Genomic DNA, 22,899 nt, shown 5'->3' with positions numbered 1-22,899 from the left:
CGACGGAGAGCCGTTCATCGCGCCGCCTCCTGGTCGCCGAGGACCGAGCCGATGTAGACGCCGGGATCGGACAGGTCCGCGGCAGCGCGGTCGGCGATGCCGAGGATCGGGCCCGCCAGCACCGTCAGGGCGATGCCGACCGCGGCCAATGCGGCGGTCGCCGCGAGCATCAGCGGCGGGATCCGTCCGGGATCGGTGCGCTCGTCGTAGAGGACATCTTCGGAATCCTCTATCAGGGTGGGCGGATTCGCGGCCGCGAGATGACCTTCCGGCGCTTCCACACGCGGTCGCCAGAACGCCTTGGCCCACGTGCGCGCCGCGACGTACAGGGTGAGCAGGCTGGTGAACACGGCCCCGGCCACCAGCGTCCACGCCAGCACACTGCCGTCGGCCGCACCTGCCTGCAACAGTGCCACCTTGCCGATGAAACCGGAGAACGGCGGGATGCCACCGAGATTGAGCGCCGGTATCAGGAACAGCACACCGAGGATCGGGCTCGCCGCGGCCAGTCCGCCGAGTCGGCGCAGCGACGTCGATCCGGCTTGGCGTTCGATCAGGCCGACCACGAGGAACAGGGTGGTCTGCACCAGAATGTGGTGTGCCACATAGTAGATCGCGCCCGCGAGCCCGGCGATGCTGCCGAGTCCGACGCCGAAGATCATGTAGCCGATATGGCTGACGAGGGTGAACGACAGCAGCCTGCGGATATCGCTCTGCGCGATCGCGCCGAAGATGCCGATCACCATGGTGAGCAGTCCGCAGACCAGCAGGACCGTGTCGAAACCGCCGTCGGGGAACAGCAGCGAGTGCGTCCGGATGATCGCGTACACGCCGACCTTGGTGAGCAGGCCTGCGAAGACCGCGGTCACCGGTGCGGGCGCGGTGGGGTAGGAGTCCGGCAGCCAGTTCGACAGCGGGAAGACCGCGGCCTTGATGCCGAACGCCACGAGTAGCACGGCGTAGACGGCGGTCCGCACCCCCTGCGGCGCGCCTTCCATCCGGACCGCGAGTTGCGCGAGATTGAGGGTGCCGCTGGTCGCGTACGCCAGTCCGATGCCGACGAGGAAGATCAGCGACGACAGCATGGAGACCATGACGTAGGCCACGCCCGCCCGGATCCGCTGCGCGGTCGCGCCGACGGTCAGCAGCACGAACGAGGCGGCGAGCAGCATCTCGAAGCCGACGAACAGGTTGAACAGGTCACCGGCGAGGAAGGCCGCGCACACGCCCGCGGTCAGTACGAGATAGGTGGGTCGATAGATGGAGGTCGGTTGCCGGGCGCCGCCGTCGCGGATGTTCTGGCCGGAGCCGTAGAGCGATACCGCGAGCAGCACGATCGACGACACCAGCAGCATGCCCGCCGACAGCCGATCGACCACCAGCGTGATGCCGATCGGGGTCTCCCAGCCGCCGACCTGGACGGCGGTGGTGCCGTCGCGATCGGCGAGGTAGAGCAGCAGCGCGCTGATGACGACGACCGCGCTCAGCGCCAGCAGCACCACCGTGCCCTGGATACGCGGTTTCCTGCCGAAGACCAGGGTGGCCGCGGCGGCGAGCAGCGGCACGAGCACCGGTAGCGGCGCCAGCGCCGGTAGCAGGCCGGGGGAGAGGCTCAATCTTCCGGATCCTCTCGGTCGCGGCGCGTCGCCACTTCGACGTCGTCCGGATCGTTCTCCAATGCCTCGGTGGTGGTGAGGATGTAGGACCGGTAGGCGAGGGCGAGCACGAATGCCGCCAAGCCCATGGTGATGACGATCGCCGTGAGCACCATGGCCTGCGCGAGCGGATCGGCCATCGCCCGCTCGTCGTCCTGCGCGGTGCCCAGAATCGGCGAACTGCCGTCGGGCCCGCCGACCGTCAGGATCAGCAGATTCACCGCGTTGCCGAACAGGATCATCCCGAGCAGCATCTTCGACACCGTGCGTTCCAGGATCAGGTACACCCCGCACGCGACGAGGACGCCGATCAGGATCAGCAGCGTCAGATTCGAGGTCACGACCTGGAACCTCCCCGTCGCGAAGCGGTTTCGGTGGTCTCGCCCAGTTCGCTGTCCAGGCGCGCGCCGAGGCTGCGCAGGACGTCGAGGACGAGGCCGACCACGATCAGGTACACGCCGAGGTCGAAGAACATGGCGGTGACCAGTTTGACGTGTCCGATCAACGGCAGGGTGATCTCGACGATGGCCGACGACAGCGGTGGCGCGCCGAGCAGCAGCGAGGTCGTCGCGGTGCCTGCGGCCAGCGTCAGCCCCGCGCCGAGGATATGCCCGGCGTCGACGGGAAGCGCCTCGCCCAATTCGTATCGTCCGCCCGCGAGGTAGCGCAGGGTCAGCGCGAGTCCGGCCATGAGCCCACCGGCGAATCCGCCGCCGGGGGCGTTGTGGCCGGAGAAGAAGAAGTAGATCGAGAGCACCATGATGGTGGGGAAGAGCAGTCGGGTGGTGATCTGGAGAACCATCGAACGGTCCTCGCGCGCCATGAGTCTGGACGCGGGCAGCCAGCTCACCAGATCGGGGTCGTAGCGCGGCGAGTCGACCGCGCGCGGCGCGGTGCCGAAGCGTCTGGTGCGGAACACCAGCGACGCGACGCCGGTGGCGGCGACGATGAGCACCGAGATCTCGCCGAGGGTGTCCCAGGCGCGGATATCGACGAGAAGGACGTTGACCGCGTTCTTCCCGCCGCCGAGTTCGTAGGCGGCCAGGGGAATCCGATGCCAGATCGGTTCGGTGGAACGGGCGGCGGTCGCGAAGGCGGCGAGCACCGCGACCACGACACCGGTGGCGGCGGCGAGCAGCGCCCTTCGCACCTTGAAGCGGGTGGCGCGGGCCGCGCCGATCTCGGCCGGGAACGCGCGCAGCACCAGCACGAAGATCACCAGTGTGAGTGTCTCGACCAGGAATTGGGTCAGCGCGAGATCGGGGGCGCCGTGCAGGGCGAAGATCACGCCGCAGCCGTATCCGGTGACGCCGACGACGAGCACGCTGGCCAGCCGGTTGCGCAGGACGGTCGCGCCCAGCGCCATCGCCGCCATGATCGCACCGATCGCCACTTGAAGCGGGGAATCCCACAGCCGCAGCCGCACACCGGTGCGGGTGCCGAGCGCCAGCGCGACGGTCGGCAGGATGATCAGGGTGCCGAGGATGGTGGCCTGGGTCAGCGGCAGTGAACCGCGCTGCACCGAACCGGTCATCCGCAGCGAGATCCGGTCCATCGCGCGCAGCGTGGCGTCGTAGACGCGGTCGGCGTTGCCGAGCACGTGGTGGGTGGTCTCGACGATCCGCCCGCGTTGCAGGAACAGCACGGTGCCCGCGGCGACGATCACCGCGGTCAGCGCCAGCGGCGCGGTGAATCCGTGCCAGAGCGCGAGGTGAGTGGTCAGCGTGCCCGGCAGGGTTTCGGCGTAGGGGCCGAGCAGGCCGTCCAGCCAGGCGGCGGCGGGACCGGCGATCAGACCGGCCACCGCGAGGATCGCGGGTGGGGCGATGAACAGCGCGCCCGGCCCGTGCCAGCCGAGTTCGGGGGTGCCGAATTCCTCGGTCCGCGTGTGTCGCTGGCCCGGTTTGTCGGCGAACGCGCCCCAGACGAACCGGGCGCTGTACCCGAGGGTCAGCGCCGAACCGACGGTCACCCCGACGATCAGCGCCACCCGCGCGGGCCAGGCGAGGACGTCCGCGTCGATGACCGCGCCGAGTGCGCTCTCCTTGCCGACGAAGCCGATCAGCGGCGGAATACCGGCCATGCTGAGCGCCGCGAGCGACGCCACCGCGAGCAGGACCGGTTCGCGACGGCCGAGCCCGGACAACAGACGCAGATCGCGGGTGCCCGCGCCGTGATCGATGATGCCGACCACCATGAACAGACTCGCCTTGAACAGCGCGTGCGCGACGACCATCGCGATACCGGCCAGCGCGGCGTCGGGTGTGCCGATACCGACGAGCACGACCAGGAAACCGAGCTGGCTGACCGTGCCGAAAGCGAGCACCAGTTTGAGATCGGTGACCTGGAGCGCGCGCCAGCCCGCCAGCAGCATCGAGGTGAGACCGAGCGTCAGCACGAGCGGATGCCAGGGCGGACTGTGCGCGAAGACCGGCGCGAGCCGGGCGATCAGGTACACGCCCGCCTTCACCATCGCCGCGGCGTGCAGGTAGGCGCTGACCGGCGTCGGCGCCGCCATCGCTCCGGGCAGCCAGAAATGCAGCGGGACGATCGCGGATTTGCTCAGCGCGCCGACCAGTATCAGCGCCACGGCGACACTCACCGCGACACCGGTCGGCGGCTGTTCGCGCGCCAGCAGATCCGAGAGCAGATAGCTGCCGCTGGACTGGCCGAGGATGATGATGCCGACGAGCATGGACAGCCCGCCCGCCGCGGTCACGAACAGCGCCTGCAATGCCGCCCTGCGGCTGGACGCGCGTTCGGCGTAGTGCCCGACCAGCAGGAACGACAGCACGGTCGTCGTTTCCCAGAAGACGTAGAGCAGCAACATGTTGTCACTGGTGACCAGCCCGAACATGGCGAAGGCGAAACCGACGAGTTCGGCGGCGAAGACGCCGAGTCTCGGTTCGTCGTCCTCGAAATACCCGGCGCAGTAACAGAGGATCAGCGCGCCGATACCGAGGACGAGCGCGGCCATGACGGCGCTGAGCGAATCGAAGCGCAGATCGATGTTCATCTCGATCGCGGGCGCCCAGGTGATCCGAACCTGCTGTGTACTACCCCAATTCGCGATGACCCAGCACAATCCGCCCAATGGGACCAGCGCGAGCGGATAGAACGCGTTGCGTCCCAACGCCCGCACGCACAGCGGTGCCGTTATCGCGGCGAACGCGTGCGCGAGCAGGATTGCGAGCAAACTGCACTCCGTCGGGTAGTAGCGGCGGGGTACTGCCAGTAAACCCTACGTGGCGACTGGATCTTTCGCGGCCTCGCCGCATATGGCGTAGGCCATTCATTCACGCCCGGGCTATATATCCGCAACCGCACCGGTCGGGGCGGGCGCCAGCGGTCGGGGCAGGCTTGGCGGCCGCAGCCGGTACAGCCCGGCCAGGGCGAGTGCGCATCCGATGGTGATCGCCAGCGCGGTCTTACCCGCGGTGCCGACACCCGCCATCGCGTCCCTGACCGGCAGATCCCCCTCTTCCGGCATGGCGGTGACGATCGATGGCAACAGCAGCGCCGAGATCGCGAGTACGCCGCTCGGCACGTAACACGGCCGGACGCATCCACAGCAATAGCCCGCGATGAACGCCAGCGCGATACTTCCGGTCGCGTACATCGCGGTGTTGTCGTAGGGCGCGACCACGATCGCGAAAACCGAGAGCGCGCCGACCATGAAGAGTCCGAAACCGGGTACGGGCGCCTTGAAACCCGCGACGATGCCGAGACCGGTCGCCACGAGTACGGCGGCGAGCATCCAATCCGGCCGTGGTGTCGGGCCGAGGGCGTCGGAGGCGGGCACGATGGCGGCGGCGAGCAGTATCGCCACACCGTCGCGGCGCGGCAGCAGCATGGCCGAGACCGTCGCCGCGATCACGGTGGCGATGACGGCGAGGGTGATATCGATCGTGTGCCCGCCCGGGCGGTCGTACTGCCGCGACAGCCATTCGGTGCCGACGAGCACCGGCAGCGCGAAGACCAGGGCGGCGAGGATCGGGGTGATCGGCAGTTCCACTCGTTCTTGCGGATCGTGGACTTGCCCGCGCCGCACGGCGTTGCCCATCGCGCTCAGCAACACGAGTCCGACCGCGACGCTGATGAGCCAGGTCGGAGGAGTCTCCATCACCGCGTAGGGGTCCATGGCCTGGATGTCGAGGAATTCGGCGAGGTCGCCGAAGACGAAGAAACCCACACTGCCGAGTGCGAATCCGAAAGCGGGCAGCGGCTTGCGCAACGCGGCCGCGCCGAGCGCGCCGAGCAGGATTCCGCCGCAGATCGCGTCGACGTAGTCCTGGGTGGTGAGTACCTCGGGTGCGGTGGTGTGACGGGCCGCGAGGTGGTTGACGAACAAACCGAACGAACCGGCGAGCGCCACCGCCCACGCCGTCGCGGGACGGGTGAAGGTCGTGACGAGTACGGCCACCGTCGCCGCGACGATCACCCCGATCGCCGCGCCGCGCGGCACACTGTTGTACAGCGCGGCGAGCCGATACGAGGTGCTCTCGCCCGACCACGCGTAGGTGATGGGCAGCGCCATCGCGACCGCGCCGACCGCGGCCCCGCAGCAGGCCGTGATCGCGTCGAAGGTGTCGCCGATGCGTCGCACGCCGCCGAATTTACCCGGCCCTCGGTACCGGACAGGTGATTGCCCGGATATCGCCGGGTCATGTCGCACGGCGGAAAATGGCTGAGAGAGGCCGATTGTGAGGATTAGCCACCCGGGGCAGCGGAATCCCTATCCGCGCTTGTCGGCGTATCGACGCAACGACTCCACCTGATCCGGATCCAGGGAAGGTCGGACCGCCGACCGCGCCGCGGCGACGTCGGCGGAGGTCACGTCGGCGGCGTCGACGTCGCGGCGCATGGCGGACAGGGCCGCCTCTCGTAACAGTGCCGCGCAGTCGGCGGCGGAATACCCGTCCAGATCGGTCGCCAGCGCGGCCAGGTCGACGTCGTCGGCCAGCGGTACCGACCGCCCCGCGGTGCGCAGGATCTCGCGGCGGGCGTCCGCGTCCGGCGGCGGCACGAAGACCAGGCGTTCCAGCCTGCCCGGACGCAGGAGCGCCGGATCGATCAGCTCCGGACGATTCGTCGCGCCGAGCACCACCACATCCCGCAGCGGTTCGACCCCGTCCAGTTCGGTGAGCAGGGCGGCGACCACCCGGTCGCCGACACCGGAATCGCCACTCTGTCCGCGACGCGGCGCGAGTGCGTCCACCTCGTCCAGGAAGATCAGCGCGGGCGCGGAATCGCGTGCGCGCTGGAACAACTCGCGCACCGCCCGCTCCGAGGAACCCACCCATTTGTCCATGAGTTCGGCGCCCTTGACCGCGTGCACGCTCAACTGGCCGGTACTCGCCAGGGCGCGCACCAGGAACGTCTTGCCACATCCGGGTGGACCGTAGAGCAGGACACCCCTGGGCGGATCGATGCCCAGACGGGCGAAGGAATCGGGATGCCGCAACGGCCAGAGCACCGCTTCGGTCAGTGCCTGTTTGGTCTCGACCATATCGCCGACATCCTCGAGCGCGAGGCTGCCGATCGCGAGTTCCTCTGTGCCCGAACGCGACAGCGGCCTGATCACCTCGAGCGCGCCCGTCAGATCGTCCTGGGTCAGCTGCGGTTCGGACTGTTGCCTGCTGGCCCGCGACGCCGCCCGCAGCGCCGCCTCCCGGCACAGCGCCGCCAGATCCGAGACGACGAAACCCGGTGTGCGCGCGGCAATATCGTCCAATTCCAGAATGTCGGTCGGGACCTTGCGCAACAACTGTTCCAACAGCGCCTTGCGCACCGGGGCGGTCGGAAGCGCCAACGTCAGCTCGCGGTCGCACAGATCCGGTGCGCGCAATCTCGGATCGACCGCCGTCGGATGCGAGGTCGTCGCCACGAACGCGACACACGGTTCGGCTACCGCGGCGCGCAACTGATCCAGGATCAATGTCGCGACCGGTTCGGCCTCGGCGGGCAGCAGCGCGTCGATATCGGTGACGAGCAGAATGCCGCCGCGGCCCGAACCGGCCTCGGCCACCGCGGCCGCGAGCTCGCGCAACCTGGCTCCGCCCTCGGCCGCGCCGACGGTCGGGCCGTCCACCTCGATGAGGCGGCGCGGGGCGACCACCGACCGCGCCAACGTCGCCTTGCCGACGCCCGCCGGGCCGGTGATCAGCACACCGAGGTGGGGGGCGGCCCCCAGCGTCTTGAGCAGTTCGGGTTCGTCGAGGGCGAGACTGAGCCATTCGGCGAGTTTGGCGGCCTGGGTGCGCGCGCCGACCAGATCCTCCACCGCGACCACCGTGGCGTCACCGGTCGCCGCGGGGGATCGCGGTTGCGCCACTTCGGGGATTTCCGCCGCTTCGAGCGCGGACATCACACCCTGCCCCCACGTCACCGCGGTATTCGGCTGCACGCTGACCGGGCCGGACGGATCGGTGGCGGTGACGGTCAGTAGTTCGGTCGTCCACGCGATGCCGAAAGTACGCGAAAGAGCTTGGCTGGCGGCCGAAGACGGGATGTCGGGGCCGAGTTCGCGGGGCAGCAGCGACACCGTGTCGCCGATCGTGACGATCTTGCCGAGCAACGCTTGCCGCAGCGTCGCGGCCGGAATACTGGCCGTGGCGTGCACGGACCCGCTCACCGAGATCTGCCGCGCGCCGAAAACCGTCGCCGGAGACACCACCACGGTCGCGTCCTCGCGCAGACCCGCGTTGGACAACGTCACGTCATCGAGTAACGCCACCCCGGCGGGCGTCCCCGCCGGTGCGACCCCGACCACCGCCGCCGTACGGCGCGAACCGACCAGCGTCACGCCGTCCCACTCGCGCAGACCGAGGGCCGTCAACGCTTCCGGATGCAACCGCACCACCCCGCGCCTCGCGTCGGCGGCGGAGGAATTCAAGCGAGCGGTGAGCGCCAGTTCTGCCACCGTGCCATTCTGCCCGCCCACGCGGCGCGGGTCAGTTCCTGACGGCGATTCCCGCCGCGACAGCGACGGTCCTGCCCGCGTTGCTCGACGCCAAGCACACCAACTTGGCCGTGCCGAGCGCGACATTCGGGCTGCCGGTGAACTGACTGTCCGGATTCTCGGCCAGGATCCGCTCGATCACGGCCTTCTCCTCGGTGCTGTCCAGGCCTTTGAACTGCGCGCACGTCGTGTCCGACGCCCGCGCGGGAAGGCCGGTGGGCTCGGGCGGCGTCGTCGCGGCGGGCGCGGTCGAGGTCGTCGCCGACGGCGCGCGATCCGCCGAGGTCGGCAACGCGCCGGTCGAGGTCGGACGCGACGTGATCGTCGCGCTGGAATCGGTATTTCCCTTGCGCAGGCCGCTCGCGTCGGAGGTTTCCTCCGACCCGCCGCAACCTGTCAGCATCAGAGCCACCGCTCCGGCGGCCACGACGATGACGGAAATTCTCTTCATCTTCTGCAATCCCGGGTGGCTCGAGGCGCCGGGTGCCTCCGGCGCGTTCGGTGCAGCGTACCGGGTGCGTGAGCGCCGATCGGGTCGGGATCGTCAATGAATGTGCTGCTGCCAATCCGCGGGCACCCGGTCGCGCGGGCCCGGCGCGCCCTGATCGGCCGGATGACTGTGCGGCGGTGCCAACTCCGGACCGCCGCCGAACATCTCCTCGGATCCGAAATTCCAGAACCAGTCCTCACCCGGCTCGAAACTCTGGATGAAAGGATGACCGGTCTCGGCGGCGTGCTTGGACGCGTGCTGCGAGGGCGAGGTGTCGCAGCAGCCGACGTGACCGCACTGGGCGCAGCGGCGCAGATGGACCCACCAGCCCCGGGTCGCTTCGCATTCCACGCAGCCGGGGCCGCTCGGGGGAATGGTGGGGTCGATGCCATCGATGTGTTCCGTGGTCATGGGTCCTCCGCTCGGTCGGCTCATGGCTGGGGGGTGAGTGCTTCCGCGTCGGCGGGGGTGGGGCGGGTGAGGGGGAGGCGGACGATGAAGCGGGTGTCCCCCGGTTCGGATTCGACTCGGATGTCGCCGTCGTGTTTGTTCACCACGATGCGGAAGGAGATGTCGAGGCCCAGGCCGGTGCCGTCGCCGACCGGTTTGGTGGTGAAGAACGGTTCGAAGACGCGGCGGCGGACCTCTTCGGGGATGCCGGGACCGGTGTCGCCGATCTCCACGACCGCGCAGTCGCTTTCGCGGTAGGTGCGCACGGTGAGGGTTCCGCTGCGTTGCATCGCGTAGCAGGCGTTGTCGATCAGGTTGGTCCACACCTGGTTGAGTTCGGCGGCGTAGCAGGGGACCGGCGGCAGGGTGCGGTCGTATTCCTTGACCACGGTGATGCCGTCGCCGAGTTTGCGGCTCATCATCACCAGGGTGCTGTCGAGCAATTCGTGGATGTCGACGACCTGGAAGGGCGCGCGGTCCATCTGCGAGTACTGCTTGGCGGCGTTGACGAGGGTGGAGATGCGGGCGGTGGAATCGCCGATCTCGTTCATCAGCAGTTCGGTCTCGATGGTGTAGTTGAGCCAGCGGATCGCGCCTTCGAACACCTTGCCGGGACAGGCTTCCAGGGTGCCGTGGACGCGTTCGAGCCAGTCGACGTCGAATCCGGCCTGCACGAAATTCGGGGCGAGATTCCAGCCGTCGGCGATCTCGTGGTCTTCGAGCCACTCGCCGAGCACGTCCTCGCGGTCGGCGGCCTCCATCGGCGTCAACTCGGGGGCTTTGGCGACCTGGGCGGCCGCCTCCTCCTGCAATCGCACCAGGGTCACGAGTACCTCGGGCTGGAATTTGCCCTCGGCCATCATGGCCAGTTTGTGGCGCATCCCGGCGACGCGTTCGCGCAGACCGGAGGTGGCACGCACGGCCGCGGCGGCGGGATTGTTCAGCTCGTGGGTCAGCCCGGCCGACAGCGAACCGAGCGCGAGCAGCCGCTCCCGTTCGGCCACGCGCTGATTACCGGCGCGGTTACCGGTGAACGCGCCCTCCAACAGGTGCACGGCCATCGGGAACCACTCGTGCATCATCCGCGAGAAGATCTCGGCGTCGAGGACGAAGAACCGCGACCGTTTCGTCGCGTAGACCGACGCGGTGTAGGTCTGATCGACCTTGTCACCGAGGTAGGCGGTCCACGCGCCGACGTAGACGCCGCGGTAGTCGGTCTGGTTCAACTCGATCTCGGTGCCGCCGGAGAGTTTGGTCAGGCGGATCTCGCCGTCGAGCAGCACGTAGAAGCAGGTGGCCGGATCGCCTTCACGGCAGACCGGGCCCGGTTCCAGATATTCGATCTTGCCATCGGCGCACAGCCAGTTCAGCTGTTCGTCGTTCAGGCGCTCGAAGAGGAACAGGGTGCGCAATTCCTCGGGATCGCACACCGCCGCCCTGGTCATCGTTTCCTCGCCCATGGTCCTCGCCTCCGATTACGCCAGATACCTGTGCACGAGCATGACGGCCATCGCTCCTTCGCCGACCGCGGAGGCCACCCGCTTGGCGGAGTCGGCGTGCACGTCGCCCGCGACGAATACGCCGGGGACACTTGTTTCCAAGTGGTGCGGTGGCCTCGGCAATTCCCAGCCGCGCGGACGCGCGCCGTCGACCAGCAGATCCGGACCGGCCAGCACGTAGCCCGCCTCGTCGCGGATGACGATCCCGTCGAGCCATTCGGTCTGCGGCGCGGCCCCGATGAACAGGAACAGCCGCTCGGCCTCGGCCTTCTCCTCCGCGCCGGTCACCCGGTTGCGCAGCACGATCCGCTGGAGGTGATCGGCGCCGTCGGCGGCGGTCACCTCGGTATCGGTGTGCACGACGATATTCGGGATCTGCGCGATCTGTTCGATCAGATAGTGCGACATGGATTTGGTCAGCGAATCGGCGCGGACCACCAGGTGCACGGTGCGGGCGTTGCGGGACAGGAACACCGCGGCCTGCCCGGCCGAATTCGCCCCGCCGACGATGTAGACGTCGTGATCGGCGCATTCGGCGGCCTCGGTCATCGCCGACCCGTAGTAGACGCCGCGGCCGGTGAAATCGTCCACCCCCGGCGCCGGATGACGCCGGTAGTCGACGCCGGTCGCGATGATCACGGTGTGTCCGCACAACCGTCCGCCGTCGGCGAAATTCACGGTGCGCGCCGACCCGTTGACCTCCAGGCCGATCACCTCGCGCGTGGTGATGACCTCGGCGCCGAATTTCGCGGCCTGCCTGCGCGCGCGATCGGCGAGCTGGGAGCCGGAGACGCCGTCGGGGAATCCGAGATAGTTCTCGATGCGTGAACTCTGTCCGGCCTGCCCGCCGGTGGCGGTGCGCTCGACCAGAACGGTGCGCAGTCCTTCTGAGGCGCCGTAGACCGCGGCGCCGAGTCCGGCCGGTCCGCCGCCGACCACGATCAGGTCGTAGAAATCGCCGGTGGGAGTGATGTTGAGGCCGACGCTCTCGGCCAGTTCGCTGTCGGTGGGCTGGATCAGGGCGGTGCCGGTCGAGGTGATCACCACCGGACATCGTTCGGGGTCGGCGCCCGCCGCGTCGAGTAGTCGGGCGCCTTCGGGTTCCTCGGCCAGGTACCAGCGGTAGGGCAGCTGGTTGCGGGCCAGGAATTCGCGCACCTGGGAGGAGCGCGGCGACCAGCGGTTGCCGATCACCTTGGTCTCGGTCACCGGTTTGTGATCGCTGGAACGCCAGGCCTCCAGCAGTCCGTCGAGCACCGGATACAGCTTCTCCTCCGGCGGATCCCACGGTTTGAGCAGGTAGTGGTCGAGATCGACGACATTGATCGCGTCGATGGCCGCGCTGGTGTCGGCGTAGGCGGTCAGCAGCACGCGGCGGGCATAGGGGTGCAGGTCCATGGCCTGCTCCAGGAATTCGATGCCGTCCATCCCCGGCATCCGATAGTCGGCGATCAACACCGCGACGGCTTGACCGCGCAATTTCATCTCGCGCAGCGCGTCGAGGGCGTCGGGCCCCGATTCCGCGCGCAGGATCCGGTAATCGGCCCCGTACCGGCGGCGGAGGTCGCGCACGACGGCGCGGGAGACGCCCGGATCGTCATCGACGCTGAGAATGGCCGGTTTGGCGGCGGCAGGTGCGGTCACCACAGAATTATGTCGTGTCACGTCGCCTCGCGCAGGCGCCGATCGGAGCCCGCGCCCCCGACCCCTGTACCGGGGAGGTCACACGCGGTGTCGCTGAACCAGGTCGAGTTCGCCGGGAGTCAGCAATCGCTCCAGGCCTTCCTCCCGTGCCTGCCGTTTCGCCCGCCGGGGCGTCGAACCGCCGCCGGATACGGCTTGGTCGACATCGAGGGAGGGCAGCAGCGGAACCTGGTCCGCTTGCCGACGGTGGAGCAATGAGCGCAGTTTCACGGCCGGATCACCTCACGCTGGACGGAAATGTTGAGTGGCTGTGTCTGATGCTTCGTATATCAACTATTGTGCGCGCGTCACGACAACGGGGGCCAACCAAAAGACCGAAATGTGACCTGGCTGTCTTCCACCCGGCACGATGAGGTTCACCACCCCCGTTCGATTCGCCGCGAGCGCACGACCAGGAGACACCGTTGCCGAACACACTCGAAGCCGTCATCGACATCGCCGCACCACCCGAACAGGTATGGGAGGTCGTTTCCGATCTGAAGCGGATGCCCGAGTTCAGTCCGCACACGGTGCGCATGGTCGCCATCGGCACCCCGAAGGCGGGGACCTGGACGGTGAACTGGAACCGCGACGGCAAGAAGTTCTACCCCACCACCTCGCGCATCGTGCGCTACGAACCCGGCCGGTCCTTCGCGTTCCGGATGAACGAGAACTTCACCACCTGGAGTTACACGCTGGAGCCGACCGAGACGGGCACCAGGGTGACCCAGCGTCGCGATATCCCGCAGGGGGTCTCCTGGCCGGTGCGCAAGATGGTCGACGCCGTGCTCGGCGGCGAGGCGGCGTTCGAGGCGAAATTGGTCGCCGGGATGAACGAGACCCTCGGCCGGATCAAGACGGCGATCGAAACGGGCGGGTGAGAAATCACCCGCCCGTCGGCCGGATCGGCGGCTACCGCCAGTCGGGCAGCGTGACGACCTGCGCCGCGTAGGAAAGGCCCGCGCCGAACGCGATCAGCAGCGCGGTATCGCCGGGCTTGGAGCGCCCCTGGCGCAACAGCGCCTCCATGGCCAGCGGAATCGAGGCGGCCGAAGTGTTGCCGGTCTCCTCGATATCGTCGGCGAGCACGCAGTTCTCCGGCAGTTTGAGCACCCGCGCCATGATGTCGATGATCCGGCCGTTGGCCTGGTGCGGGATCATGGCGTCGAGATCGTCGGTGGACAGCCCGGCTCGATCGATGGCGTCGCGGCACACCTTCTCCAGCGAATGGGCCGCCCAGCGGAATACCGCGGTGCCCTCCATCGCGAGGTAGGGGCGGACGGCGTCGAGGCCCTTCTCGTCGATCTCGCGGAAGAACTCGATCCAGTTCTTGTCCTGGCGGATCGCGTGGTGTTGGGTGCCGTCCGAACCCCAGACGGTCGGCCCGATCCCCGGTTCCTCGGACGGCCCGACGATGACCGCGCCCGCGCCGTCGGCGAAGAGGAAAGCGGTGGAGCGATCCGCCGGATTGACGGTATCGGTCAATTTCTCCACCCCGATGACGAGCACGTTCTTCGACGTGCCCGCCCTGACCAGATCCGACGCGAGGGCGAGGCCGTGGCAGAAGCCCGCGCAGCCGGCCATGATGTCGAAGGCCGCCGCGCCGTTCATCCCCAGTTCGGTCGCGATCCGGGGCCCGGCGGCGGGGGTGAGCTGGAGGTGGGTCGACGTCGCGACGATGACACAGTCGACCTGGTCGACGTCGACCCCGGCCGATTCGATCGCCCCGCGCGCGGCGGCGACGCTCATGGTGTGGATCGTCTCGTCGTCCGAGGCGAACCGGCGCGTCTTGATACCCGACCTGGTCCTGATCCACTCGTCGCTGGAGTTGATCGGACCTGCCACCTCGTCGTTGGTGACAACTCGGACCGGGCGATATACGCCGAGCCCGAGGATCGCGGTGTGCTCTGCCCCCGTGGTCTGGGCGATTCGAGCAGCCATGGTGCGTCTCCTATGTACCTGGGGCGCTGCCGCCGGGTGGTTTCCCGAAGCATCCGAACTCTCCGCACCGATCGGCCCTGAATCGGTGGGCCCTGTCCGCCTGTACCGCCGCAGACATGAGGCCCCCTCATATTAGACCGGGGTCGCGGTTTCCGAAGTGCGTATTCTCACAACCGGCCGGGTATACCCTCGAAGAGCTGATCGATAGCTGATCAATAGCTCATCGGGGTGCTCCCAACTAGTGATGCGAGGTCACCATGCTCGGTCTCGGGATTATCGGCTGGATCATCATCGGCGGACTGGCCGGTTGGATCGCCAGCAAGATCATGAAGACGGACGCGCAACAGGGCATCGTCCTCAATATCGTCGTCGGCGTCATCGGCGGTTTGCTGGGTGGTCTGGTGCTGGCGCTGTTCGGCGTCGACGTGGAGAGCGCGGGTTGGTTCTTCAGCTTCTTCACCTGCCTCGCGGGGGCGGTGATCCTGCTGTACCTGGTGAAACTGTTCATGGGGCGGAAGGTCCACTGACCGGCACATGTCACCGGCTCCTTCGGCGTAAGGTGTGAACGCTTGCGCCCGACCTATCGTGGAGTGGCGCGAAACGTTCTGCACCCCGCACGAAAGAGGAGCCTGTGGCACGCCGCCCCACCCCGCCCGGCACGCCCGAAACCACCGGAGTCGGCCATGTGGTCGATCTGGTTCGGGCCGCGATTCCCCCGCTGCACCCCGCCGGGCTACCGTTCGTCGCCGCGCCCCTCGCCCTGGCGGTGGTCGGCGGCAAGCGTAAGTGGGTCCGCAGGACGGGTCTGATCGCCGCCGCCGCGTGCGCGACCTTCTTCCGTCATCCGAACCGGGTGCCGCCGAACCGGGCGGGCGTCGTCGTCGCTCCGGCCGACGGTGAGATCGCGCTGGTCGACACCGCCGCGCCGCCCGCCGAACTCGGTCTCGGCGATCAGCCGTTGCCGCGCGTCAGCATTTTCCTGTCGGTCCTGGACGTGCACGTGCAGCGCACGCCCGTCTCCGGAACCGTGCGCACCGTGATCCACGAGCCGGGCCAGTTCCGTTCCGCCGACCTGCCCGAGGCGAGCTCGGTCAACGAGCGCAATTCGATGGTGCTGGAGACTCCGGCGGGCCAGACCGTCGTCGTCGTGCAGATCGCCGGTCTGCTCGCCCGCCGCATCGTCTGCGACGCGCGCGTCGACGATGTGCTCACCATCGGTGACACCTACGGTCTGATCCGTTTCGGTTCGCGCGTCGACACGTATTTCCCGATCGGTACCGAACTACTGGTCCAACCGGGCCAGCGCACGATCGGGGCGGAGACGGTACTCGCCGTGCTGCCCGCGGTCGGTTCATCAGCCACCGACTCATGATGGAGGCGGCTCTGCCCACCCCACCCCAGCGCAGACGCCGGAGTATCCGGCTGCTCCCCAGCGTCGTGACCGTCCTCGCTCTCGCCGCAGGGCTTTCCGCGGTGAAATTCGCGCTGGACGGCAAACTCGACATCGCGCTGGCGATGGTCGGGGCCGCCGCGGTGCTCGACACGCTCGACGGCAGGCTCGCCCGCATGCTCGACGCGACCACCAAGATGGGCGCCGAACTGGACTCCCTGTCCGACGCCATCTCCTTCGGTGTCGGGCCCGCGCTCGTGCTCTACATCGCGCTGTTGCAGGAGAACAGCGCGGGCTGGATCATCGCGCTGCTGTTCGCGGTGAGCATCGTGCTGCGCCTGGCCAGGTTCAACACCCTGCTCGACGACGACACCCGTCCGGAATGGTCGCGCGAGTATTTCGTCGGCGTGCCCGCTCCGGCGGCGGCGCTGATCGCGCTGGTGCCGATCGCGCTGCTCGTCCAATTCGACGACGGCTGGTGGGTCGGCTTCTACGCGGTATCGGCCTGGACGGTGTTCGCCGCGGCGCTTGCGGTCAGCACCGTGCCGACGCTGGCGATGAAATCGGTGTCGGTGGCCCCGCAGGCGGCGGCCGGACTGCTGGTTCTGGTCGCCGTGGCCGCGGCCCTGCTGGTGACGTATCCGATTGTGCTGCTGCTGATGCTGGTCGTGCTGTATCTGGCCCACATCCCCTTCGCGTGGCATTCGCAGCGCTGGGTGGCGGCCCGTCCGGAGACCTGGCAGCACAAACCGTCCGAGCGGCGGGCCCAACGTCGCGCTCAACGTCGTCTGCCCGCGATCCCGCGTCCCGCCATTCGCCGACCGGCGATCCGGGGTGCGGCGATCCGGGGTTCGGGCAGGTTGCGGCTGCGTAGGCCGGGTGCGAAGAAGCCGACGGCGGACGACGTCACGCGCTGAGTTCCGTTCCGCCGCTGTAACGGCGACGCCCCCGTCCGCGACGTTGTCGAGTACGGAGGCGGCGCGTGCCGGAGGTACTGTCGCATCCGTTGGGCGAGCCCAGAGGAATGACGGCGGAGGAAATGACGGTGGAACCCGAAGGACTGCGCCAATTCCAGGTGCATCGCCCTCGGCTGTTCGCGTTGGCCTACCGGATGCTCGGCTCGGCGAGCGAGGCCGAGGACGCCGTTCAGGAGACCTACCTGCGCTGGGATGGCACCGACCGCAGCGTCATTCGGTCCGCCGAGGCGTGGCTCACCACCGCCGTGGTGAATCTGTGTCGCACCTGGCTGGTTTCGGCGCGGGCACGGCGTGAGGCCTACATCGGCCCGTGGCTGCCCGAACCGGTGCCGACCGCGCGCGGTGAACTCGGTCCACTGGAGACGGTCGAAGAGCGCGAACAGGTTTCGCTCGCGCTGCTCACTGTGCTGGAGCGTCTGAGTCCCGTCGAACGCGCGGTGTTCGTGCTGCGCGAGGCTTTCGGGTACGCGCACCGCGAGATCGCCGACATGCTCGGTGTCACCGAGGCCAATTCCCAGCAGATCTTCCGCCGGGCCGGTCAGCGGGTCCGCGCCGAGCGAACCCGGTTCGACATTTCCGCCAACCAGTCCGTCGCCCTGATAGAGCGGTTCCTGAAGGCGGCGCGCAACGGCGATATCGAGGGACTCGAGCGCATGCTCGCCGCCGACGTGGTCGCGACGGCGGACGGCGGCGGCGTGGTCAACGCGGCGCGGCGGCCCGTGGTCGGCGCGAACCATGTCGCGCGCTACCTGGCCGGACTCTTGCGCTGGGAGGTTCCGGGGATGCTGGTCTCGCTGGAGGAGATCAACGGCGCGACCGCGCTGGTCGTGCGATCAGAGGGAAATGCCCTGGTCGTGGTCGGGTTCGACACCGAATCCGACCGTGTCACCGCGCTGCGCCTCATCGTCAATCCGGCGAAGCTGGCCTACCTGTCACGGGTCGGCGCATCCGATGATCGCGGTTCCGGCGATATCGGCGACCTCTGACGGTATGTGACGCGGGTCATGTTCTCGACCTGTCAGGGATCGAGGCCCTATCCGGTCTGAGTGGTATCGGCTGATCGGAAGGAACCACATCATGACCGGAGAACATCGGATCGTCGTCCTCGGCGCCGGATACGCGGGACTCGCGGCGGCGGGCCGTCTGGCGAGCAGAGCGCGCGGCGCGCGGATCACCGTCGTGGACGCCCGCGCGGATTTCGTGGAGCGCGTGCGCCTGCACCAGCGGGCCGCCGGGCAGGAGATTCCGCGCTGGGATATCCGGGAGGCGCTCGAACGCAAGAAGGTCCACTTCGTCCGGGCGCGCGTGCGGGATATCGACGTGGTCGGCGGGCTGGTGCTGCTCGACGACGTGGCCGAGTCGGACGCGCCCGCGCATCCCGCGGCGCTGGAATACGACACCCTCGTGTACGCGCTCGGCAGCAGGCGCGACACCGGTGTGCCCGGTGCGGCGGAATACGCGCTGTCGGTGGCGACTCCGGAGGACGCCGCCGCGCTGACGGTGGGGCGTGGCAGGGTCGCTGTGGTCGGCGGCGGCGCGACGGGTATCGAGCTTGCCGCCGAACTCGCCGAATCGCAACCGGATTCGCGAGTGCTGCTGTTGAGTTCGGAGGAACCGGCGGGGTGGATGTCGGAGCGGGCGCGGCGGTACGTGCGCGGGGCTCTGGAACGCCTCGGGGTCGAGATCATGTCCGGAGCGAAGGTCGCCGAGGTGCTCGCGACCGGGGTCCGGTTGGTCGACGGCACGATTGTCGATGCCGAGACAACCATCTGGACAACGGGTTTCGGTGTTCCCGACCTGGCGCGCGCCGCGGGTCTGGCCGTCGACGGGCACGGCCGGGTGCGCACCGACGCGACGCTGCGTTCGCTGTCGCACCCGAATATCTACGCGGCCGGTGACAGCGCCGTCGTCGCGGGTCCGGGCGACCGGGAATTGCGGATGGCCTGCGCCACCGCTTTGCCCACCGGCAAGTACACCGCCGATGCCATCGCCACCCGTCTGCGCGGTCGGGAACCGCGCGAATTCCACTTCAGGTACGTCGCGCAATGCCTGAGCCTGGGGCGAGGCGACGGCCTGATCCAGTTCCTGAAGGCCGACGACACTCCGGCACGGACGGTGCTCACCGGGCGTACCGGCGCGTGGGTGAAGGAACGCATCGTCCGTGGCGCGGGGTGGGCGGCCAAACCCTGAATCGCGGGGGGCACACTCCGATCGGCCATCGTCAACCAAGTGTTGACGATGGCCGATCGTCAACCTATGGTTGACGCATGACCTCTTTTCGGCTCGATGACCTGATCAACGGCATCAAGAAGGCCCGTCCCGACAATGTGCTCGACCAACTCTCCGACGCCGTGGTGGCCGGGAACCACCTCGGCGAACTCGCCGACCACCTCATCGGCCATTTCGTCGACCAGGCCAGGCGTTCCGGCGCGTCCTGGACCGATATCGGCGTGAGCATGGGCGTCACCAAACAGGCGGCGCAGAAGCGTTTCGTCCCCAAAGCGCCCGGTGACGCCGCCGCCATGGACCCCAACGCCGGTTTCGCCAAATTCACCCAGCGCGCCCGCCAGGTCGTCGTCGCGTCCCAGGAGATCGCGCGCGAGGCGGGTAATTCGCAGATCGCGCCCGCGCACCTGGTACTCGGCCTGCTGACCGAACCCGACGCGCTGGCGGCCAAGGCGATCCTGTCGCGCGGCGTCACACTCGACACGGTCAGCGCCGCCGCGACCGCGGCGCTGCCGACACCCGAAGGCGAGGTGCCCCCGATGGTGCCGTACGACGCCGAGGCCAGGAAGGTGCTCGAACTGACCTTCCGCGAGGCACTTCGCCTCGGCCACAACTACATCGGCACCGAACATATGCTGCTCGCCCTGCTGGAACAGGAGAACGGATCCGGTCTGCTCACCGGTCTCGGCCTGGACAAGGAAGCCATCGAAGCCGATCTGGTCGCGGTGCTCGCCTCGATCGTCGCCGGTCAGCAGTGACGGTGCTGTCGGAATAGCGGGGACGGATACGCCCCGCTATTCGTCGGGCACGTTGCGGGCGAGTTCGTCGAGCCATGCGGCGGCCGAGGCGTCGCTGGGGGCGCGCCAATCTCCGCGCGGCGACAGCGAGCCGCCGGAACCGACCTTGGGCGCGTTCGGCAGGGTCGAGCGTTTGAACTGGCTGGTCTGGATGAAACGTCGCAGGAATTCGCCCAGCCAATGCTTGATGACCGGCAGGTCGTAGGCATGGCGCTGGTCGGCGGGAATCAGATCCGGCCAGGAGCCGACGGACGGATCGGACCAGGCATGCCTGGCCAGATAGGCGATGCGGCTGGGCCGGTAGCCGAAACGCAACAGGTAGTACAGGTGGAAATCCTGCAATTCGTACGGGCCCACCGTCGCCTCGGAACTCTGGGCGGGGTCGGCGGGGTCCGCCCCGGGGATGAGTTCGGGCGAGATCTCGGTCAGCAGAATGGATTTCAGTACCTTCGCGGCCTCGGGCCCGAACTGCCCGGTCTCCGCGGCCCAGGCGATCAGATATTTGATCAGCGTCTTGGGCACCGACGCGTTGACGCTGTAGTGCGCCATGTGGTCACCGACGCCGAAAGTGCACCAGCCCAGCGCGAGTTCGCTGAGATCGCCGGTGCCGACCACGAGCGCGTGATGGTGGTTCGCCAAACGGAACAGGTGCGAGGTGCGCTCACCGGCCTGCACGTTCTCGTAGGTGATGTCGTATTGTTCGGCGCCGTCGGCCGCCGGATGCCCCAGATCGTGCAGCATCTGGGTCGCCGACGGCCGGATGTCGATCTCGTGCGCGCTCACCCCGAGCGCCGCCATCAACTCGTGCGCGTCGGTCCGCGTGCGGGTGCTCGTGCCGAACCCCGGCATCGTGTAGGCCAGGATATTCGTGCGCGGCAGCCCGAGTCGGTCCATGGTCTTCGCGGCGACGATCAACGCCTGGGTGGAATCGAGTCCGCCGGAAACACCGATGACCAGACGCTGCGATCCCGTCGCCCGCAATCGCGTGCTCAGCCCCTCGACCTGGATGTGGTGGACCTCGGCGCAGCGCTCGTTGCGCGCCGCCGTCGACGCGGGAACGTAGGGGAAACGCGGCAATTCGCGTTCCAGCGCGATCGCGTCCGCCGGGATCGGCAACTCCACGGGGATGCGCCGCATCGTGGCCAGTCGCTCCCGGTGGTCGTGCACGGTATCGGCGAAACTGCTGGTGCGCAGCCGATCCGAGGTGAGCCGTTGCAGATCCAGATCCGCGATCACCACCCGGGGATGGTCGGCGAAGCGCTCACCCTCGGCGAGCAGATCACCGTTCTCGCAGACCAGCGCCTGTCCGTCCCAGGCCATATCCGTGGTCGACTCACCGTGTCCGGCAGCCGAATACAGGTAGGCGGCGAGGTAGCGTGCGGAATGCGAGGTGCACAGGGCCCGGCGGTAGTCGGCCTTGCCGATGACGATATTGCTCGCCGACAGATTGACCAGGACCGTCGCGCCCGCGAGCGCCGCGTAACCGCTGGGCGGCAGCGGCACCCAGCCGTCCTCGCAGATCTCGAGATGGAAGACGAAACCGTCGAGATTCGTCGCGGTGAACAACAGATCGGCACCGAATGGCACCCGCTGCCCGGCGACCTCGATCCGGTCGTCCCAGGCCTCACGCGCCGCGGCGAACTGCCGTTTCTCGTAGAACTCGCGATAATTCGGCAGATAGCTCTTGGGCGCGACACCGAGGACGACGCCCCCGGACACCGCGATCGCGCAATTGAACAGCCGCCCCTGCGACCGTACGGGCGCGCCGACGATCAGGACCGTATCGATGTCCGCGCTGGCGGCGACCACCTGATCCAGCGCCTCGGAAACCGCCGCGTCCAGCGCGTCCTGGTGGAACAGGTCGTCGGCGGTATAGCTGGACAGTCCGAGTTCGGGGAAGACCGTCAGCACCGCCCCCCGTTCGGCCGCTTCTCGCGCCAGGTCGAGCGTGTGGGTCAGATTGAACGCGGGGTCGGCGACCCTGATGCGCGGCACCGCGACCGCCACCCGCGCGAATCCGTGCCGATACAGCGAGTCGAACGGCAGGTCCGCCACCGCGCCTCCTCGATTCCGAGACAAACGATCATGATCGCTTCGAAATCTACGCGCGTCCGCGTAATCCGCCGCCCCAGCTCGGCCAGGTCGCCTGTGGCTTCGGTTCGGGAACGAGGGTCGTCCGGTGCATATCGGTCACGTAGAGCGGTAGTCGATCGGCCAGCCCGGCCAGCATCGCGAGGAGTTTCCCGCCGCGCGCGGTCCGGTACTCCGGCATGGTCAACCCGACGATCTGGAGGAACGAGACCCGCCCGAACGGCGTGTCGATCGGGCCGAGTTCCGGGTCCACGACGAACCCCGCGGCCCGGATCGCGGAATCGGGAAGGTCGGGGGCGAGCGGCCCGTTGGTCTTGACCGTGTGACCCGGCGTGAACCATTCCCCGGACTGATACACGTAGTGCGCCAGATTCTGCATGAGATCCACCGGCCAGCGCGGTGCGGCGGTCTCGACCGCGGCGCGCACGAGCCGGAAGGTGAATTCGAATCCCCAACCCGATTCCTCCGGGTCGTCCCACTCCTTCTCGTAGAGCTCGGTCATCCCGTAGCCGACATAGTGCCAATGCGGCACCGGATCGGTGCGCGGATACGCGCTGACCCCGTCGAGCGCGTCCGGGCCGCCGAGCGACCACGGATGTTCGGCGCGCCACCGCGTCGGCTCGGTCTCGGGGTACAGCGGGGCGAGGGCGCGCTCGATCGCGTCCCAGCCGGGTCTATCACTCACCCGGTCACCATAGGTTCGCCGCGCGTCGGCGTGCCGAGCAGGAACCCGTCCTCT

At 68.3% G+C, this 22,899-nt stretch carries 20 protein-coding genes; 7 read left to right on the top strand and 13 right to left on the bottom strand.

Annotated elements, in window-relative coordinates; genetic code table 11:
* Window positions 1-14 precede the first annotated feature (14 nt).
* The 10 genes from DAT37_RS34235 to DAT37_RS44475 all read right to left on the bottom strand — a co-directional run bounded on the left by DAT37_RS34235 (window position 15) and on the right by DAT37_RS44475 (window position 12,969).
* The gene (locus tag DAT37_RS34235) at window positions 15-1,616 is read right to left on the bottom strand and encodes a Na+/H+ antiporter subunit D (protein WP_109528995.1); all 1,602 of its coding nucleotides are present in this window, start codon (window positions 1,614-1,616) and stop codon (window positions 15-17) included.
* Complete coding sequence (locus tag DAT37_RS34230) at window positions 1,613-1,996, bottom strand: Na(+)/H(+) antiporter subunit C (protein ID WP_109528994.1); 384 nt, start codon at window positions 1,994-1,996, stop codon at window positions 1,613-1,615. Before DAT37_RS34230 ends, DAT37_RS34235 begins: the two co-directional genes overlap by 4 nt.
* Window positions 1,993-4,851 (bottom strand): Na+/H+ antiporter subunit A, encoded by a 2,859-nt coding sequence (locus tag DAT37_RS34225; protein ID WP_109528993.1) that lies wholly within the window; start codon window positions 4,849-4,851, stop codon window positions 1,993-1,995. Before DAT37_RS34225 ends, DAT37_RS34230 begins: the two co-directional genes overlap by 4 nt.
* A gap of 111 nt (window positions 4,852-4,962) precedes the next feature.
* Window positions 4,963-6,261: a hypothetical protein gene (locus DAT37_RS34220; protein WP_109528992.1), complete on the bottom strand. Its 1,299-nt coding sequence runs from the start codon at window positions 6,259-6,261 to the stop codon at window positions 4,963-4,965.
* Between the two features lie 129 nt (window positions 6,262-6,390).
* Window positions 6,391-8,577 (bottom strand): AAA family ATPase, encoded by a 2,187-nt coding sequence (locus DAT37_RS34215; RefSeq protein ID WP_232840168.1) that lies wholly within the window; start codon window positions 8,575-8,577, stop codon window positions 6,391-6,393.
* 31 nt (window positions 8,578-8,608) lie between these two features.
* The gene (locus DAT37_RS34210; protein WP_157978835.1) at window positions 8,609-9,067 is read right to left on the bottom strand and encodes a hypothetical protein; all 459 of its coding nucleotides are present in this window, start codon (window positions 9,065-9,067) and stop codon (window positions 8,609-8,611) included.
* Window positions 9,068-9,160: 93 nt separating this feature from the next.
* Entirely contained in the window at window positions 9,161-9,517 is a 357-nt protein-coding gene (locus DAT37_RS34205) for a UBP-type zinc finger domain-containing protein (protein WP_109528990.1), read from the bottom strand.
* A 20-nt stretch (window positions 9,518-9,537) separates the two neighbouring features.
* Window positions 9,538-11,016, bottom strand: a complete 1,479-nt coding sequence (locus DAT37_RS34200; protein ID WP_408637476.1) for an ATP-binding protein — start codon at window positions 11,014-11,016, stop codon at window positions 9,538-9,540.
* 15 nt (window positions 11,017-11,031) lie between these two features.
* Window positions 11,032-12,699, bottom strand: coding sequence for an FAD-dependent oxidoreductase (locus tag DAT37_RS34195; RefSeq protein ID WP_109529160.1), 1,668 nt, complete (start codon window positions 12,697-12,699; stop codon window positions 11,032-11,034).
* Window positions 12,700-12,777: 78 nt separating this feature from the next.
* Window positions 12,778-12,969 (bottom strand): hypothetical protein, encoded by a 192-nt coding sequence (locus DAT37_RS44475; RefSeq protein ID WP_157978834.1) that lies wholly within the window; start codon window positions 12,967-12,969, stop codon window positions 12,778-12,780.
* Window positions 12,970-13,163: 194 nt separating this feature from the next.
* Between DAT37_RS44475 and DAT37_RS34190 the strand changes: the two genes are divergently transcribed.
* On the top strand, window positions 13,164-13,619 hold the full coding sequence (locus tag DAT37_RS34190; protein ID WP_109528989.1) for an SRPBCC family protein: 456 nt from the start codon (window positions 13,164-13,166) through the stop codon (window positions 13,617-13,619).
* 31 nt (window positions 13,620-13,650) lie between these two features.
* Here the strand turns inward: DAT37_RS34190 and DAT37_RS34185 are convergent, their stop codons facing one another.
* Window positions 13,651-14,679 (bottom strand): beta-ketoacyl-ACP synthase III, encoded by a 1,029-nt coding sequence (locus tag DAT37_RS34185; protein ID WP_109528988.1) that lies wholly within the window; start codon window positions 14,677-14,679, stop codon window positions 13,651-13,653.
* Between the two features lie 257 nt (window positions 14,680-14,936).
* On the opposite strand from DAT37_RS34185, the gene DAT37_RS34180 reads away from it, so the two are divergent.
* From DAT37_RS34180 to DAT37_RS34155, 6 genes are all read left to right on the top strand, one after another.
* Window positions 14,937-15,206 (top strand): GlsB/YeaQ/YmgE family stress response membrane protein, encoded by a 270-nt coding sequence (locus DAT37_RS34180; RefSeq protein WP_109528987.1) that lies wholly within the window; start codon window positions 14,937-14,939, stop codon window positions 15,204-15,206.
* Window positions 15,207-15,310: 104 nt separating this feature from the next.
* Complete coding sequence (locus DAT37_RS34175; protein WP_109528986.1) at window positions 15,311-16,051, top strand: phosphatidylserine decarboxylase; 741 nt, start codon at window positions 15,311-15,313, stop codon at window positions 16,049-16,051.
* A complete protein-coding gene (locus DAT37_RS34170) occupies window positions 16,051-16,986 on the top strand; it encodes a CDP-alcohol phosphatidyltransferase family protein (RefSeq protein WP_109528985.1) in 936 nt (311 codons plus the stop codon). The genes DAT37_RS34175 and DAT37_RS34170 overlap by 1 nt, the downstream gene beginning before the upstream one ends.
* Before the next feature lie 122 nt (window positions 16,987-17,108).
* Window positions 17,109-18,032: an RNA polymerase sigma-70 factor gene (locus tag DAT37_RS34165; RefSeq protein ID WP_198654583.1), complete on the top strand. Its 924-nt coding sequence runs from the start codon at window positions 17,109-17,111 to the stop codon at window positions 18,030-18,032.
* 91 nt (window positions 18,033-18,123) lie between these two features.
* On the top strand, window positions 18,124-19,236 hold the full coding sequence (locus DAT37_RS34160; protein WP_109528984.1) for an NAD(P)/FAD-dependent oxidoreductase: 1,113 nt from the start codon (window positions 18,124-18,126) through the stop codon (window positions 19,234-19,236).
* 77 nt (window positions 19,237-19,313) lie between these two features.
* Window positions 19,314-20,030 carry a Clp protease N-terminal domain-containing protein gene (locus DAT37_RS34155; RefSeq protein WP_109528983.1) on the top strand — a complete coding sequence of 239 codons (717 nt, stop codon included), beginning with the start codon at window positions 19,314-19,316 and terminating at the stop codon, window positions 20,028-20,030.
* A 36-nt stretch (window positions 20,031-20,066) separates the two neighbouring features.
* On the opposite strand, the gene DAT37_RS34150 is transcribed toward DAT37_RS34155, so the two are convergent.
* Entirely contained in the window at window positions 20,067-22,124 is a 2,058-nt protein-coding gene (locus tag DAT37_RS34150) for an NAD(+) synthase (protein WP_109528982.1), read from the bottom strand.
* Window positions 22,125-22,170: 46 nt separating this feature from the next.
* Window positions 22,171-22,845: a suppressor of fused domain protein gene (locus DAT37_RS34145; protein WP_109528981.1), complete on the bottom strand. Its 675-nt coding sequence runs from the start codon at window positions 22,843-22,845 to the stop codon at window positions 22,171-22,173.
* Window positions 22,846-22,899 lie beyond the last annotated feature (54 nt).

This window comes from Nocardia aurea (assembly GCF_003123685.1).
Classification (GTDB): Bacteria; Actinomycetota; Actinomycetes; order Mycobacteriales; family Mycobacteriaceae; genus Nocardia; species Nocardia aurea.
This window is presented reverse-complemented; position numbering and strand designations above follow the sequence as displayed.

What these genes read in the sequence shown, in the direction of transcription:
- DAT37_RS34210 (WP_157978835.1), bottom strand. Translation starts at nt 9,067, where the DNA reads ATGAAGAGAATTTCCGTCATCGTCGTGGCCGCCGGAGCGGTGGCTCTG.
- DAT37_RS34205 (WP_109528990.1), bottom strand. Translation starts at nt 9,517, where the DNA reads ATGACCACGGAACACATCGATGGCATCGACCCCACCATTCCCCCGAGC.
- DAT37_RS34200 (WP_408637476.1), bottom strand. Translation starts at nt 11,016, where the DNA reads ATGGGCGAGGAAACGATGACCAGGGCGGCGGTGTGCGATCCCGAGGAA.
- DAT37_RS34185 (WP_109528988.1), bottom strand. Translation starts at nt 14,679, where the DNA reads ATGGCTGCTCGAATCGCCCAGACCACGGGGGCAGAGCACACCGCGATC.
- DAT37_RS34180 (WP_109528987.1), top strand. Translation starts at nt 14,937, where the DNA reads ATGCTCGGTCTCGGGATTATCGGCTGGATCATCATCGGCGGACTGGCC.
- DAT37_RS34170 (WP_109528985.1), top strand. Translation starts at nt 16,051, where the DNA reads ATGGAGGCGGCTCTGCCCACCCCACCCCAGCGCAGACGCCGGAGTATC.
- DAT37_RS34165 (WP_198654583.1), top strand. Translation starts at nt 17,109, where the DNA reads ATGACGGTGGAACCCGAAGGACTGCGCCAATTCCAGGTGCATCGCCCT.
- DAT37_RS34160 (WP_109528984.1), top strand. Translation starts at nt 18,124, where the DNA reads ATGACCGGAGAACATCGGATCGTCGTCCTCGGCGCCGGATACGCGGGA.
- DAT37_RS34155 (WP_109528983.1), top strand. Translation starts at nt 19,314, where the DNA reads ATGACCTCTTTTCGGCTCGATGACCTGATCAACGGCATCAAGAAGGCC.